Below are 14,186 nucleotides of genomic sequence, written 5' to 3'. Positions count from 1 at the left end.
CAGATCCGAACAAGCATTTCTGCGAATGTTTCTCAATTACAAGTTGGTCGAGCGTCAAATTCTCAAGAAATATTCGATCGACCTTCCTCTAATTATAACTGGCACTATACATTCCCATGATCACATCTTCGACATCAACCCCTGTTGCGCGCAAGCCATCTAAATCAGAAGGCCTCAAAGAACGCAGCAACTATTTACGAGAACCCGTTGCGACTGAACTGTTACAAGACACAACCCACTTCACCGAAGACGGGATTCAGATTCTCAAATTTCACGGCTCGTACCAGCAAGACAATCGCGACAATCGAGTTAAAGGACAAGAAAAAGACTATCAGTTCATGCTCCGCACCCGCAATCCCGGCGGGTTCGTTCCGCCGCAGCTATTCTTGGCCTTAGACAAGCTATCCGAAGAATACGGCAACCACACGCTCCGCGTCACAACCCGCCAAGGTTTCCAAATTCACGGCGTGTTGAAAAAAAATCTTAAAGCAGTGTTTTCCTCAATTATTAAAAATATGGGGTCAACCTTGGGAGCTTGCGGCGACTTGAACCGCAACGTCATGGCACCGCCAGCACCGTACAAAAATCGCCCAGAATACGAGTATGCGCTCAAATATGCCAACAATGTCGCCGATTTGCTAACACCGCAAACTGGTGGTTATTACGAAATTTGGTTGGACGGCGAAAAGGCAGTTTCGGCTGAGGAAGACCCCGCAGTCAAGGCCGCCAGACAGCAAAACGGCAACGGCACAATCTTTAGCGACGACAAGGAAGAACCGATTTACGGCGAGCATTATATGCCGCGTAAGTTCAAGTGTTCTGTTACCGTACCGGGAGACAATTCAATTGACTTGTACTCTCAGGATTTGAGCTTGGTGGTAATTACTGACAAAGCTGGGAATCTGCAAGGTTTTGACGTGTTTGCTGGCGGTGGTTTAGGCCGCACTCACAATAAAGAAGAGACTTTTGCTCGCCTTGCTGATGAGATTTGCTATGTTGCCAAGGATGATGTTTACAGTTTGGTCAAGGCAATTGTAGCAACACAAAGAGATTTTGGCGATCGCACAGACAGACGGCACGCGCGACTCAAGTACCTGATTAATGACAAAGGTGTCAAGTGGTTCCAAGAAAAAGTCGCAGAATATTTTGGCAAACCGCTAGAAGCGTTTAAACCGCTGCCTGAGTGGAAGTATTTGGATTTCTTGGGCTGGCACGAACAAGGCGACGGCAAGCTGTTTGTCGGCATTTCCGTAGAAAATGGCCGGATTAAGGATGAAGGCTCGTTTCAGCTAAAAACGGCTTTGCGGGAAATCGTGCAGAAGTATAACTTGCCGATGCTGGTGACTCCGCACCAAAACGTGATGATTTACGATATTTCACCGGATATCAAATCAGAAATTCAGGGCATACTCGATCGATGTGGCATTCAGCGGGAAACTGCGATCGACCCCTTAGTGCGCTACGCTATGGCTTGTCCGGCATTCCCAACCTGCGGGCTGGCAATTACCGAGTCCGAGCGCGTGATTCCGGCAATTTTAGATCGAATTCGGGCGAGTTTGACCAAAGTTGGTTTAGAAGACGAGCATTTTGTGGTGCGGATGACTGGTTGCCCCAATGGATGCGCCCGCCCTTATATGGCAGAATTGGGGTTTGTCGGGAGTTCGCCGGAATCCTACCAGATTTGGCTGGGCGGTTCTCCATCGCAAACGCGGCTGGCAAAACCGATTGAGGAAAAGCTGCACATCAATAATTTTGAAGCTTTTCTGGAGCCGATTTTTGTTTATTTCAAGCAAAAACGGCAAAAGAGTGAGAGTTTTGGCGATTTTTGCGATCGCGTTGGGTTAGAATCTATCCGTCAATTTGTAACCAATCACCAATCTACTGACTCGATGACAACTGAGATTAATGATTTAGCTGTTACGTCTAGTAACGACGATGAAAACGAGACTCCCACTGCTGGCGGTGGCAAAGTCCGCCGTCGAATTAGTGTCCGCGATGAAATCTACAACGAGCTCAAGGAAGAAGCAGCCCGCCAGGGCAAGCCAATCACGCAGTTAGCTACAGAGGCAATTTCCACTTATTTGAAGAAGATTAAGGAGGAAGCATAAGCCGATTCTCGATTTTCGATCGCATCAGATAAACCTCACACAAAATTAATATAAAGGCAAAGCATTTGCAGAAAAAATTAGATTTTCAACATAAATCTGATTGTAAATGCTTTGCCTTTAAACTTGCCAACAAAAAAACGATCCCTTCTCCTCCTCTCTTCCTCTGCGTTCTATGCGCTCTCTGCGGTTAAAGAAAAAAAATCTAATAGAAAAACGAACAATCCAAAATTAAATGCCCCAACTACAAAGATTAGCAGTTAATGCAGATCAAATTTGCGATCACACAATCAACTTAACCCCCGAACAACAGCATTATTTATGCCGAGTGTTGCGACTGAATCAGGGCGATCGATTTATTGCAATGGACGGACGGGGACATTGGTGGTCAGCAGCCCTAGAAGCACGGGAAACCGGGTTATTTGCCTCGATAGCAGAGGAGATTGCTGTAAACATGGAGCTACCAGTGGAAGTAACTTTGATGGCGGCATTGCCCAAAGGAAACGGCTTTGACGAGGTTGTGAGACAGGCGACGGAGTTGGGTGTGGCAAGTATTGTGCCGATGACGAGCGATCGCACTTTGCTCAAACCGAGTGCTCAAAAGGTCGATCGCTGGAGAAGGATTGCTGCGGAGGCGGCGGAACAGTCGGAACGTCAAATTGTACCAGCGGTTTATGAACCTGTTTCCTTTGATTTAGCTGTCAAAGATTGCAGTCAAAAATATCGATTTATTTGTCTTGCTCGCGGGGACAATCGGCATTTGTGGGATTGTTTGAGTGGTTTGGAACCCCCCCAGCCCCCCTTGCTAAGGGGGGAGCAAGAACCGGAGGAACCCCCCCAGCCCCCCTTGCTAAGGGGGGAGCAAGAACCGGAATCGATCGCGATTGCGGTTGGCCCGGAGGGCGGCTGGACTGATGGAGAAGTGGAAAGGGCGATCGAATGTGGCTTTGAACCTGTTTCTTTGGGTAGTAGAATCCTGAGAGCAGTAACAGCACCGATGGTGGCTTTATCGTTAGTAGGAGCAGCTTTTGAAAAGTGGCAATCCTCAACAAATATTTCTCTGAAGTGCTAGATATCGTAAACGAAGCTAAAATGTCAATGATTCATTAGGAATAAAACTAAAATGTTAAAATCAGTAAAGGGTATATATCGAGATGGCAAAGTTGTGTTATTGGAAACTCCGGGTGACTTAACAGAAGGGAAAGTTATCGTTACTTTTCTGGCAGAATCAGGATTGGTAGAGCTACAATCTCGCGGTATCGATCGGGAGAAAGCAGCAGATTTAAGGATCAGGTTGAGCAGATTCGCAGAGGATTGGGAACGACCGGAAATGGATGCTTATGATGCTTTATAATCGTGGTGATGTAGTCCTGGTTTTGTTTCCCAATGCTGATTTGCGTACTGCCAAGCGCCGTCCTGTTTTGATAGTTCAATCAGACAATTTGAGATCTGGTTTAGGGCAAACTATTACAGCAATGATTACTAGCAATTTAGCCCGTGCAGGACATCCAAGCCGAGTTTTAGTTTCCCTAGAAACACCGGAAGGTAAGCAAACACGATTGTTGGCTGACTCGGTAATCATGACAGACAATCTGGTGACGCTTCTAGAAGTTGAAATCGATCGCAAAATTGGTATTTGGTCAAATATGGCCGCAGTAGATGCAGCGCTCAAGCATACTTTAGCAATCTGATAAACAGGGCATCTATCGCCAAGTCTAAAAACAATCTTTAAATTCATTCAATCAAATCAGTCTTGTGTTAATAAAATTGGTAAAATAGCTGGTTTCAAGGATAATGAAAATAAATTTACGGAAAAGTCGATCGCTCTTTTGCTCGATTGCGCTTTTGACAATGTTAGCAACAACATCAGTTTTTGCACAATCTGGGCGTTTTCCGATTGCTCAACAGATTAATTGCGATCGCCCGCAAGGAGACGTGGAAGTCAGAGCTTGTATTAGGTTTAGGTACGAAACCTCAGACAAGAAGTTGAATGAGGTTTACAAGCAACTGGTTGCTAAATTGAGCGGCGAAGAGCGATCGATTCTTGCGGAAGCACAATTAGGGTGGATTAAGTTGCGCGACAATAACTGCGAATTTGAAACCTATAGAAGTCGTGGCGGTACTGGCCATTCCGGTTTCCTCAATGAATGTTTAGATCGGATGACAAAAGCGCGCACTGCGGAATTGGAAAAGTATTGAAACCGATTTGATTTGCTTTAAGTGCGATCGATCTCAATTCCCCCCCCTATTCGTATCCAGCCAGATTTGGCAACTTTATGTAAAGTTTTGTAAGAAACTCGATTTTTCGCATAAATAGAGCGGAAAGAGGCTGAAAGAGAGAGATATATAAATCTATACAGCCTTTTGAGTATTGCTGTTGCGGTTTACCAAGGCTGCATTTGCAACAACAAGAAAACTTATAACACAGAGGAAAATTTATGAAAGGGCGATCGATTTTTAATGCAGTCGTAGGCTTAGCTATTGTTGGATTTACGTCTTCGCCAGTGTTTGCAGAGTCAAAAGGGACGATCGAAGTCACACCAACTCTGATAGCTCAACAACACTATATTTGCGAAAACGCCACAACTAACATAGAGATTAACAGGTGTCTGCGCTTAAGGTACGACGCCTCGGACAAACGACTGAACCAGGTTTACAAACAACTGATGTCTAAATTGAGCCGCCAAGAGCGATCGACACTGATCAAAATACAGCGACAATGGATTAAGTCACGGGATCAAGACTGCAATCTTGAAGTTTCAATAAATCGAGGTGGTACTGGTTATAGCGGTTTTCTCAATCAATGTTTAGAAAGAAAGACCACACAACGCACCGCTGAATTACAAAGTCGTTTAAAAAAGAGATAAAACAGGAAGTACACCGTGTAAAAGTTGGTGTTTCTGGCGATGTTTGACGAAGACAAAACTTAGACAGAAGCTGATGTAGGGTGCGCAGTGCGCACCTTCCCCCTTCAATTAGCGCATCAAACCAATTTTTATGTTAGTCCTGCGATCGTTTGAACGCTGACGAATCAACCTGATTTTGTGTTATAAAAGAGCGATCGCCCAAAATAACTAAAAAAATCATGAAAAGGCGATCGCACATCCTACTCAGCACCAGCCTAGCAATCCTCACTATTTGCCCCTTACCCATTTTAGCCCAGCCCGCGCAGACACTCCAAAACCTACCAGACGGCAAATATTTTTACGGAGAAGTACCATTCGCCAACCGCCTAGCAACTCAATACATGATTTTCCAGAAAACAGGTGAAAGCTTCACAGCCTTTGAATACCGCAGCAATACGAGCGACAATAGCTGCTTGAAAGGTATAATTAGTCAGAACACTCTGAATATTCAAACCATAGCATCTCCTCCCGACCAAGGTTACGATCGCGCTAAATGGGAATTCTCCTCCGGGAAACCCTTCGATTTCAGCAAATGGCACCAACTCAACATCAGCCAACTACCTGATTTTGGCGAAAAAAGACTCGCAGAATGTATCCGCGTATTCACTACAATTCCTGACCAAAAGAAATAGAAACAAGTATTATGAAAACTCTCCCCTTTACCATCACCCTCATTTCAGCATCATTTATAACCGCCATCACACCAGCGGTTTTCGCCCAAGCGCAGCCAGCCACCGAAATCTACATCGATAAAAATTGTCGCCGTAACCAACAACTACCCCAACTTGAAAGATACACTATCTTTTTCACAAACGAATTTACAACTAACGGTCAAAAATATTTATTCTACAGCGCCCGCTATCAAGATGGAGGCGTGATTCTATGTGTATCAAAACCAAATTTTAACCAACCAAAACCTTTAAGTCAACCCAAAATACAAGCCAATTTTATTGATAAAATAGTCCCAGATACCAAAAATAAAACTGCTTTTATCATCACAGTCAGAGAAGGAAATGGTTTGGATACACCCATGACAAATTATGGCTTAGATTTCAGTAATGTCGATCGAGCAAAACTCACCTCCCTTTCCATCCTCCAGCAGCAAGAAACCTTAAAAGCAGGCGAATCCCGCGAACATACGTTCCAAGGACGTGCAGGTCAATCTATTACGATCGACCTCAAAAGCAGAGCATTCGACCACAACATAACACTGTTCGACACCAGCGGCAAAAATATTGCCCAAACAACAGGTAACTCCCAGAATCGCCGAGAGTCTCAACTCACCGTAAAATTGCCTACTAACGGCACTTATAAAATAATTGTTAAAGGAGGCGATCGCACCAGCAAAGGTACTTACACATTAAGCGTTAATTCCAACCAGCTTTAAATAAACTTAAACCAACCGCTAAGCAAACTCAAAAACAGGTGTTTCAATCACCCTAGTCGGCTTTCTATCTTCCCAAATCATCTTCTGCAACTGTTCCACAGTCTCAGGCGAAAAAAAACGCTCACCCGTTTCCAAACACACTCTAGCAGGAACATTTTCAATAATAATAAACTTACCATTGATTTCAAGCGTGTAAGTTACCTTTTGTTCCACCATTGTTTCTTTCCAAATATCATTGTTCATTTTGATTTATCCTTAACTTAAAATCAAGCCAAATTTTCCGATCTGGTTCGTATAAAGTAATGATTTTTACCAAAGGGCGAGATGGATAACTGCACTGAACGTGCAAAGGTCTATTGGCAATGGTGAAGCCGAAAATCAAACAGCTTGGGCCATATTTGTCATCGGGATACTCTTCGATAACTTCACCAGTCATTATTGCTTCCCGGAGTTCTTGTACCCTGATACGGTGAACTATGCTTTGGTTTACGGCGTGTTGTGAAAGCTCAAAATCATTTTTTACAATTTTGACACGTATTTTTTCAATGATTGTCATAGTTTCATATCATATCTATAACTTAACACAAGAGCCAAAATTGTTAACCACTGGCGGAACCAACCAAACATCAGCCAAGATAGAAACACACCCATTCCCCCAACCGCCATGACAGACATCCACCAAATAGCCACCGCCCTAGAAAGCCAAGACTACAAACAAGCAGCCCAACTCATCAAACAACTGCAAAAAGAATCACCCGAAAATCCCTGGGTAAAATACTACATTGGCCGCTACTACGAACTCACCAATAACCTCGAAAAAGCCCAAACAACCTATAAACAAATACTCCGCGACATCACCAACCCCAAAATCGTTACCCAGGCGCGCCAAGGCATTCAACGGATAGAAACCATAGAACAAAACCTCCGCCAACAAGCCATAGAAACCGCCAAAAACGACCCCAGCAACCTCGAACCCGGACTCCTAATCCTCGAAGCCGTCAGCCCCGAAAACAAACCCGCAGCCGTACAAAATATCAGCAGAATCTTCAAAATTGACGCCTACACAACCCGGACGCAAATTCAAAGCCGCGGCTGGAGACTCTACAAAACTGGCCCCATCGCCGAACTCCGAATTTACGGCAAAGAACTCCTCAACGTCGGCATTCCCGTATTTTGGGCAACCCTAGCCGACATTCAAAAAATCCAAATCTTCCGAGTGCAACACTTCCAGTCTCTCTCTTCCCCAGCCGTTGTTTGCAAAGACAACCTAAATAGACTCGGTTCTATCGAATTTCACTGGTCAGAAGTCAGCCAAAGAGTAGAAGGCTTGTTGCCGATGTTCATGGAAATCATGGACTACTCGCCCAACCGCAGAACCGATCAATTTCGCCACAAAGAAATTACCCAAGATTACGCTCAAATCTGCGACTTGCACATTCCCAGCCGCAACTGCATTCTGCGAATTTGCGACCAAAGCTACGAATTTCAACAAGGCGTTGACTTCACCCAAATTTCAGCAACTAGCGCAGCTTCACCGAACCCGAAAAACAAAACATCCAGAGTCAAAAAATCCCCACAAATACCTCAAAGTACCACCAGAATTAACTGGAATCACTTGCTGGAAATATTTGACCAACAGCTTGACGTTACAGTGTGGTCGGAATTTACTTTATTTGCCGAGACAGTCCTCGATTACACGCAGATGTTAAGCAAAATCGTATCTCATGTAGAGGTCGAGCGCAAATCCGAAACTCCTTGGGACTCTGCGTTCCAGCTATACAGTGGATTAGCCTTTCTCAAAAACCTAGGAAATAGGGAATAAAAAAAGAGTTAAAAATTCAAAATGAGCAATGACATTTTGAATTTTTTAACCCCAGCATTTGCAATTCTCAAATGCCCAATTCCCTATTACCAATTCTCAATTTCCTACTTCATTTTTACCTGACGTGCCATTTCCCGGAAATTGTTCATGCTAGGGCCAGGGCTGCGACGAGTTGCAGTTGGTATCGGCATTAAATTATTAGGAGCAAAAGTCCGAATCGGTTCAGCTTGACTCGGCACTTTTCCGTTAGTTGCAGCAGCCGGTACCTTGGCGGGTTCGGAAGTCTTAGCAGGAACGCTAGCGACTGGTTCCTTTTCTTTCTTAGACTTTTTCTCTACCTTAGCCTTCTTAGCCGGTTCAGACTTGCCTGACTTAACAGCCTCAACTTTTGCAGGTACGGCCGCAACAGCATCCCCTACCTTCGCAACAGTATCCCCTACCTTCGCAACAGCATCCTCTACCTTCGCAACAGCAGCCTCTACCTTCGTAGGTGCAGCCTCTACCTTCGCAGGTGCAGCCTTAGCGGGTTCCTTCGCAGGTGCAACCTTAGCGGGTTCCTTCGCCGAAGATTCACCTAAATCCATGAAATATTCAGACTTTTTCAAGCCCAACAGTCCGGCAAAAAAGCCGAAAATACCGCCGAAGAAATTTTTGATAAAACCAAACATTAGACTTACTCCTTTTGTTCTTTTAGAGAAATTTGTACAAGTTTGTCAACAAAGTTAGAATACCAGGTAAGGCAATTTTTGTCTACATTTCTTAATCAATATTAACATTGTTTGATTAAAAATGTAGAGCTTCTAGTAATTTTTACTCAGTAATGCCAGTCTTAACTTTGCACTTATTCACGATTATCTCAGAATTTATGACTTATTTCCTAATTTGCCCGAGATACCTCGATCCGATTCGCGATCTGTCCCACTAGGGGTCAAACTCCCTAAGGCAGTGATTTATGCTGTAATCGGCAAGCAATTTTTCCGCAAAATGAACAGTTCGCTCGATCGCAATCCCGTCATCCTGATCCACGGAATCTGGGACACAAAGGCTATTTTCAGCAAAATGTCCGCCCGCCTCACCCAACTCGGATGGTGCGTCCACAGCCTCAACCTCACCCCCAACGACGGCAGCCTCGGCCTCGACTCCCTAGCCAAGCAACTCGCAGACTACATTTCTGAAACCTTCGATCCAAAACAGTCTTTAGACATAGTAGGCTACAGCATGGGCGGCATCGTCAGCCGCTACTACGTCCAGCGACTCGGAGGCATTAACCGAGTCGAGCGTTTCATCACCATATCTTCCCCCCACAAAGGAACCCTCACAGCCTATTCCCTACCCCTACCAGGATACCTGGATATGCGACCCAATAGCGACTTGCTGCGCGATTTAAATCAAGATGTAACCGTACTCAAACGCATAAATTTTACATCAATGTGGACACCATTTGACATCATGATTTTACCGTCAAACAGTTCCCAAATGCCAGTAGGTAAAGAAGTCAAACTAAACGTCATGCTGCACCGCCAAATGGTGACAGAACCCCAAAGTATTAACGCATTAGTTGAAGAACTAAAAGCACCTATTAAAAATAAAGTTCCCACTTAAAAATGAATAGCAATTTCAGCCGCAACCCAGTCTTGCTAATTCACGGAATCTTTAGAAGATCGGGAATTTTCCACAAAATGTCTGCCTACCTCAGAGATTTAGGTTGGTCAGTCTACACCCTCGATCTCTCGCCCCACTGGGGCAACGCCAGCATCGACGAATTAGCCCAACAAATGGCAGATTACATAGACAAAAACTTCGAGCCACAACAGCCTTTAGATATAGTAGGATTGAGTATGGGCGGTTTAGTAACTCGCTATTACTTGCAAAGGTTAGGCGGAATTAACCGAGTCCAGCGCTTTATTGCCATATCTTCCCCTCACAGCGGTACTTGGACGGCTTGGGTTCTTTGGGGAAAAGGCTGCATCCAAATGCGTCCGCGCAGTGCTTTTCTGAAAGATTTAAATCGAGATGCTGCCTTGTTGGAAAAGCTGAATTTTACTTCGATTTGGACAGATTGGGATTTCATCATCGTCCCTGCTTCTAGTTCCCAAATATCAGCAGCAAAAGAAGTAAAATTGTCCGTGTTCGCCCATGCTATGATGGCGAGGCATGACCGCAGTTTAAAAGCGGTCACTGAAGCACTTTCAGAACCATTGAAAAATTCTTATTAACTTGTGGCGACTATCATTTGTACGGTGCGTCAGCATACAGATGCTCAATGACACACCAAATAACTCTCTGCGGACGCACCCTACTAGCTGTCAACTGTCAACTGTCAACTGTCAACTGTCAACTGTATCGCCGACTTCAGCGTATTCGCTGCGGCCAAAAATTGCTTCAGCTTCGCAGTAATACTTGAACTCCAGTATATTGTGGAAAGGGTCTTGTAAGAAGAAAGTGCGGTGTTCTGTGGGCAAACCGATAAATCGCCTTCTCGGTTCTTGATAGAAATTCAATTTGTTTTGCTGGGCTTTTTCTAACAACCCTTCCCAGTCAGCTTCTGAAGTGAAAATTAACCCAAAATGCCGGGGATAGATGCCTCGCTGAGGGGTCAAAGGTTCGTGGCTGAGGTGGGCGACTATTTGATGGCCGCACAGCCCCATAATTGCAGAATTCGGCGATTCGCGACCGAGTTCGCAGCCGAGCCCGTCTACGTAAAAGGCTTTGGTTTGGGCAATATCGGTCACGGGGAAGGCAAGATGAAATAAGACTTTGCTCATGGAGGTACTAAATGCAGAATTCAGAATTGTTCTTTAATTATTTATCTTGGTCTAATCCTTGGTTGGTGGCGATCGCCCTGAATACATTTTTACTCGCGATCGCCACACTTGCTCCTAAAAAATTGCTTACTCCGGCTGGACAACTCCACGGTTGGCTGCTGGGTGTCATCATCTGGGGCAGTTTGGGATGGCAAGGCTATGCTGTGGTCATGTTCTACTTTCTTGTCGGATCTGGAGTTACCCGCATTGGCAAAGCCCAAAAAGAAGCTGAAGGCATAGCTGAAAAGCGATCGGGTACGCGCGGCCCGGAAAATGTCTGGGGTTCGGCTTTAACCGCTGCTACTTGTGCTGTGGGAGTTTTGGCTTTATCTATTTTAGGAGACACAGGCGGTATTTTAGGAGACACAGGCAATTTTTTAGGAGACACAGGCAAGATGCCTGTGTCACAAGATCTGATTTCCCTGTTATTGCTGGGTTATGCGGCGAGTTTCTGCACCAAACTTTCTGATACCTGCGCCAGCGAAATCGGCAAAGCTTACGGGAAGCATACGTTTTTGATTACTACCTTGCAGCCTGTACCTAGGGGTACGGAAGGGGCGGTAAGTTTGGAAGGAACGATCGCCGGTATTGTCGGCTCGATTCTGATGGCTCTTGTTAGCTGGGCTGTGGGTTTAATTGACTTGACAGGAATTCTGGTTTGTGTTATAGCAGCTTTTATTGCTACCAATATCGAGAGTGTGATTGGCGCTACGGTGCAATCACAGTTTGAGTGGCTGACGAATGAGGTAGTGAATTTTTTTAATACGCTCATCGGAGCGATCGCAGCGATCGTCCTAGCCTCCGCTTGGAGAGCTTTTTTAGCTTAGTCAAGCTTGGACGAAATCTCACCTAAGAAACCGGGTTTTGCACGATTATTCAAGGCATTAACGCAATATTGTCGTACAAAACCCGGTTTCTGCGCCCAGAAATATTAGTTATTAATCGTTAGTCATTACCGTCAAGGAATCAACCAATAACTAATGACTACTGACTAACCACTAACCACTAACCACTAACCACTAATGCCCCATGCCCCATGCCCCATGCCCCATGCCCCATGCCCCATGACTAATCGTCGTCTTGCGGCCCAAAAACCATTTGTACAATCATCGTTGGTTCGCCCCGTTTGTGATAGCGATCGGCCCAATTACGAATAATTTCATCTAATTCCTCAACAGCTTGGTCGAGCCGTTCCGGCGGAATATCTAAAGTTTCCATAACTCGCATCACCTTGGGTTGTTTTTCCGCCCAATCCTGCATCAGCCGGAAATATCTAGCCGTATCCTCCACCATAATAAATGTCCGCTCTTCCTGCTCTGCCGGAGAGTAAGTAGCGCGGGTGAGGGCATAAAAAGGCATTCCCCAAGGAGAATCAATGCGAGTCACTGTTCCCGAATAGATCAAGCGGCGCTTGATGTGTTCTGCTAGAGCTTCGCTCAAAGGCATTCGCCTTTCTGGAGACATATCTTCTTGCGATCGCCTGTGCAGAAACTCGATCAACTCCATAAACTGAAAAGAATTGATCAGTTGAGCATCAGGTGGATTAGCAGGAACCTTGCCTTCGAGATATTTTTTTTCATCCGCAGTCAAACTGTTGCCCGGAATCCGAGGGCGTCCCGGAACCCAAGCATACTGTTCCAGCCAGACATAAGGAAACTGAATCAAATATCTAGGTTCTTGGGAACCCAACATTTTCAGCAATTTTCCCTTAGTCAGAGCTTCCCGGACTTCCTCGACGATCACTTTCACCCGTTTAGGCTCAATGTGATGCAAGTGTCCGGTCATCCGCAGGTTGTTATCCTGCTCCATATAGGTCATATAAATGGCACACTTAGCCGCCGTTGCGGCCGCGTCTAGAAACGCCCCGTGCCTGTGCCCACTGGTTCTCATGGCGCTAAACGCCAGATATAGCATGATCTGATCCATTGCACTGGGGCTCAGGCTTTTGACCAAATCTAAAGAGTCATTTTTCATCACAATCTCCGAAATAGTAAAACTTGGAGGCATCTTTTCATCCTCCATTAATAAAATATTGCGAGACCGCCGAATCAAGCATAGCCGACTGTCGCCGGAAATCTTGGCAGCTACCCTAATATTCAGGCGAGTTCATTTCCCTGAGGTAACAGGGGCATTGACTTAAAGGCGATCGACACCGAATAATTGGTTCTTATTGGCAAATTTAAGTCGAGTGCTGCACCCTCTGTACTCAGGGTGTACCTATATATAAGTTAGTTATCGCACGTTAATTATAGTGCAGCCGTTGAAAATTCAACCCCACCTGCGGGGGGAAAAGGTAAAGAACTATTGCGATCGGAGGAATTTGAGGTGGCTCCGAGAGGGGGGAGATTGACACTCTCAGGGCTGAAGCCACTGAGATTCTGCTGACAGAATAACCTTAGTTATCACTAAAGCCTGATTCTCGCTACGGTAGCCAAACACCGTCTACCCAGTCGGTCAAGTTTTACACCTAACTTACTGGCTACTTTTCTTAGAATATTAGTGGCACCGTGAAGATCCGCGTTAACTAAACTTCCGTCCGCAGAACAATACAATCCACGCTTAATTCGCCTTCCAGACGCTTTCCACCCAAGCGGTTTTTCACCGTACTTGGGTAGGGAGTCTCCATCAAGAAAGCTAGCTTTGGAACTGTACGCTTCTTCTGTTTCGGTGAACTGAATACCGTGCAAATCACAAAGTTGATTTAAACGCTCTTTCAATTTGCCCAAAGGCATCTGAACAAATTTCTGATTATTCAGACTGCCCATATCAACATTGGATTTAAACCCTTGGTTCCATCCAATTACTAGATTGCCAATACCGTGCTTCAAGCAATAATCGACGATTAACTTTGCAGCTTTATTGACACCATCGCGCATCCGATGATTGCGCTTACGAGTTACGCGGTCTAACCAGCTATCCCAATAACCTGTGGGCTTCCCTTCTTTCCTGGTCGCTACTTTCTTGTTCCAAAGTTGATTCATCGCCTTCATAACGCGAGCGTCGAGCAAGAAATAATTTCCCAACGTGTCAACACAAGCAGCTAAATTGTCGGCAGTTCCCAAATCGATTGATAATGCTTGACTGGGATCTAAATTATGCTGCTGGCATTCTACCTCGTAAGACACTTCCAAATAGAAAGCACCGTTTTTCGGGAGAATCGTG

General features: G+C 45.1%; 18 protein-coding genes. 12 read left to right on the top strand and 6 right to left on the bottom strand.

What is annotated here, in order from left to right; genetic code table 11:
* The first annotated feature begins 116 nt into the window (after positions 1-116).
* The 8 genes from sir to QUB52_RS21450 all read left to right on the top strand — a co-directional run bounded on the left by sir (position 117) and on the right by QUB52_RS21450 (position 6,398).
* Positions 117-2,108 (top strand): sulfite reductase, ferredoxin dependent, encoded by a 1,992-nt coding sequence (sir, locus tag QUB52_RS21485; protein ID WP_332973716.1) that lies wholly within the window; start codon positions 117-119, stop codon positions 2,106-2,108.
* Positions 2,109-2,340: 232 nt separating this feature from the next.
* Complete coding sequence (locus QUB52_RS21480) at positions 2,341-3,177, top strand: 16S rRNA (uracil(1498)-N(3))-methyltransferase (protein WP_332973717.1); 837 nt, start codon at positions 2,341-2,343, stop codon at positions 3,175-3,177.
* A gap of 51 nt (positions 3,178-3,228) precedes the next feature.
* Entirely contained in the window at positions 3,229-3,459 is a 231-nt protein-coding gene (locus QUB52_RS21475; RefSeq protein WP_265236658.1) for a hypothetical protein, read from the top strand.
* Complete coding sequence (locus QUB52_RS21470) at positions 3,446-3,796, top strand: type II toxin-antitoxin system PemK/MazF family toxin (protein WP_332969585.1); 351 nt, start codon at positions 3,446-3,448, stop codon at positions 3,794-3,796. The genes QUB52_RS21475 and QUB52_RS21470 overlap by 14 nt, the downstream gene beginning before the upstream one ends.
* A gap of 160 nt (positions 3,797-3,956) precedes the next feature.
* Positions 3,957-4,304, top strand: a complete 348-nt coding sequence (locus tag QUB52_RS21465; RefSeq protein WP_332969586.1) for a lysozyme inhibitor LprI family protein — start codon at positions 3,957-3,959, stop codon at positions 4,302-4,304.
* Positions 4,305-4,543: 239 nt separating this feature from the next.
* Complete coding sequence (locus QUB52_RS21460; protein ID WP_332973719.1) at positions 4,544-4,972, top strand: lysozyme inhibitor LprI family protein; 429 nt, start codon at positions 4,544-4,546, stop codon at positions 4,970-4,972.
* Between the two features lie 218 nt (positions 4,973-5,190).
* Positions 5,191-5,643, top strand: a complete 453-nt coding sequence (locus tag QUB52_RS21455) for a hypothetical protein (RefSeq protein ID WP_332973721.1) — start codon at positions 5,191-5,193, stop codon at positions 5,641-5,643.
* 11 nt (positions 5,644-5,654) lie between these two features.
* Positions 5,655-6,398 carry a PPC domain-containing protein gene (locus QUB52_RS21450; RefSeq protein WP_332973722.1) on the top strand — a complete coding sequence of 248 codons (744 nt, stop codon included), beginning with the start codon at positions 5,655-5,657 and terminating at the stop codon, positions 6,396-6,398.
* An 18-nt stretch (positions 6,399-6,416) separates the two neighbouring features.
* On the opposite strand, the gene QUB52_RS21445 is transcribed toward QUB52_RS21450, so the two are convergent.
* Together QUB52_RS21445 and QUB52_RS21440 are read right to left on the bottom strand one after the other, a co-directional pair.
* Positions 6,417-6,641 carry a YgiT-type zinc finger protein gene (locus QUB52_RS21445; protein ID WP_265236650.1) on the bottom strand — a complete coding sequence of 75 codons (225 nt, stop codon included), beginning with the start codon at positions 6,639-6,641 and terminating at the stop codon, positions 6,417-6,419.
* A complete protein-coding gene (locus tag QUB52_RS21440) occupies positions 6,631-6,954 on the bottom strand; it encodes a DUF4258 domain-containing protein (RefSeq protein WP_332973723.1) in 324 nt (107 codons plus the stop codon). The genes QUB52_RS21445 and QUB52_RS21440 overlap by 11 nt, the downstream gene beginning before the upstream one ends.
* A 108-nt stretch (positions 6,955-7,062) precedes the next feature.
* Between QUB52_RS21440 and QUB52_RS21435 the strand changes: the two genes are divergently transcribed.
* A complete protein-coding gene (locus QUB52_RS21435; RefSeq protein WP_332969590.1) occupies positions 7,063-8,220 on the top strand; it encodes a tetratricopeptide repeat protein in 1,158 nt (385 codons plus the stop codon).
* Between the two features lie 104 nt (positions 8,221-8,324).
* On the opposite strand, the gene QUB52_RS21430 is transcribed toward QUB52_RS21435, so the two are convergent.
* Positions 8,325-8,888: a hypothetical protein gene (locus tag QUB52_RS21430; RefSeq protein WP_265236646.1), complete on the bottom strand. Its 564-nt coding sequence runs from the start codon at positions 8,886-8,888 to the stop codon at positions 8,325-8,327.
* Positions 8,889-9,204: 316 nt separating this feature from the next.
* Here QUB52_RS21430 and QUB52_RS21425 point away from each other — a divergent pair, with 316 nt between their 5' ends.
* Together QUB52_RS21425 and QUB52_RS21420 are read left to right on the top strand one after the other, a co-directional pair.
* Complete coding sequence (locus QUB52_RS21425; protein ID WP_332973724.1) at positions 9,205-9,822, top strand: esterase/lipase family protein; 618 nt, start codon at positions 9,205-9,207, stop codon at positions 9,820-9,822.
* Between the two features lie 2 nt (positions 9,823-9,824).
* Positions 9,825-10,436 (top strand): esterase/lipase family protein, encoded by a 612-nt coding sequence (locus tag QUB52_RS21420; protein WP_265236645.1) that lies wholly within the window; start codon positions 9,825-9,827, stop codon positions 10,434-10,436.
* 111 nt (positions 10,437-10,547) lie between these two features.
* Here QUB52_RS21420 and QUB52_RS21415 read toward each other — a convergent pair whose 3' ends face one another.
* Positions 10,548-10,985, bottom strand: a complete 438-nt coding sequence (locus QUB52_RS21415) for a VOC family protein (protein WP_265236644.1) — start codon at positions 10,983-10,985, stop codon at positions 10,548-10,550.
* 11 nt (positions 10,986-10,996) lie between these two features.
* Between QUB52_RS21415 and QUB52_RS21410 the strand changes: the two genes are divergently transcribed.
* Positions 10,997-11,851 (top strand): DUF92 domain-containing protein, encoded by an 855-nt coding sequence (locus QUB52_RS21410; protein ID WP_332973726.1) that lies wholly within the window; start codon positions 10,997-10,999, stop codon positions 11,849-11,851.
* Positions 11,852-12,092: 241 nt separating this feature from the next.
* Here QUB52_RS21410 and hetR read toward each other — a convergent pair whose 3' ends face one another.
* Both hetR and QUB52_RS21400 read right to left on the bottom strand, forming a co-directional pair.
* Positions 12,093-12,998, bottom strand: a complete 906-nt coding sequence (gene hetR / locus QUB52_RS21405) for a heterocyst differentiation master regulator HetR (RefSeq protein WP_265236688.1) — start codon at positions 12,996-12,998, stop codon at positions 12,093-12,095.
* A 431-nt stretch (positions 12,999-13,429) separates the two neighbouring features.
* A partial coding sequence (locus QUB52_RS21400; protein ID WP_332976270.1) for a transposase occupies positions 13,430-14,186 on the bottom strand: 757 nt, incomplete at its 5' end.

It is taken from the genome of Microcoleus sp. A6-C6, assembly GCF_036705955.1.
GTDB lineage: Bacteria > Cyanobacteriota > Cyanobacteriia > Cyanobacteriales > Microcoleaceae > Microcoleus.
This window is presented reverse-complemented; position numbering and strand designations above follow the sequence as displayed.

Coding starts and splice junctions, on each gene's coding strand:
- QUB52_RS21425 (WP_332973724.1), top strand. CDS start 9,205: ATGAACAGTTCGCTCGATCGCAATCCCGTCATCCTGATCCACGGAATC.
- QUB52_RS21435 (WP_332969590.1), top strand. CDS start 7,063: ATGACAGACATCCACCAAATAGCCACCGCCCTAGAAAGCCAAGACTAC.
- QUB52_RS21450 (WP_332973722.1), top strand. CDS start 5,655: ATGAAAACTCTCCCCTTTACCATCACCCTCATTTCAGCATCATTTATA.
- QUB52_RS21440 (WP_332973723.1), bottom strand. CDS start 6,954: ATGACAATCATTGAAAAAATACGTGTCAAAATTGTAAAAAATGATTTT.
- QUB52_RS21480 (WP_332973717.1), top strand. CDS start 2,341: ATGCCCCAACTACAAAGATTAGCAGTTAATGCAGATCAAATTTGCGAT.
- QUB52_RS21460 (WP_332973719.1), top strand. CDS start 4,544: ATGAAAGGGCGATCGATTTTTAATGCAGTCGTAGGCTTAGCTATTGTT.
- sir (WP_332973716.1), top strand. CDS start 117: ATGATCACATCTTCGACATCAACCCCTGTTGCGCGCAAGCCATCTAAA.
- QUB52_RS21420 (WP_265236645.1), top strand. CDS start 9,825: ATGAATAGCAATTTCAGCCGCAACCCAGTCTTGCTAATTCACGGAATC.
- hetR (WP_265236688.1), bottom strand. CDS start 12,998: ATGAAAAATGACTCTTTAGATTTGGTCAAAAGCCTGAGCCCCAGTGCA.
- QUB52_RS21475 (WP_265236658.1), top strand. CDS start 3,229: ATGTTAAAATCAGTAAAGGGTATATATCGAGATGGCAAAGTTGTGTTA.
- QUB52_RS21410 (WP_332973726.1), top strand. CDS start 10,997: ATGCAGAATTCAGAATTGTTCTTTAATTATTTATCTTGGTCTAATCCT.
- QUB52_RS21445 (WP_265236650.1), bottom strand. CDS start 6,641: ATGAACAATGATATTTGGAAAGAAACAATGGTGGAACAAAAGGTAACT.
- QUB52_RS21455 (WP_332973721.1), top strand. CDS start 5,191: ATGAAAAGGCGATCGCACATCCTACTCAGCACCAGCCTAGCAATCCTC.
- QUB52_RS21415 (WP_265236644.1), bottom strand. CDS start 10,985: ATGAGCAAAGTCTTATTTCATCTTGCCTTCCCCGTGACCGATATTGCC.
- QUB52_RS21465 (WP_332969586.1), top strand. CDS start 3,957: ATGTTAGCAACAACATCAGTTTTTGCACAATCTGGGCGTTTTCCGATT.
- QUB52_RS21470 (WP_332969585.1), top strand. CDS start 3,446: ATGATGCTTTATAATCGTGGTGATGTAGTCCTGGTTTTGTTTCCCAAT.
- QUB52_RS21430 (WP_265236646.1), bottom strand. CDS start 8,888: ATGTTTGGTTTTATCAAAAATTTCTTCGGCGGTATTTTCGGCTTTTTT.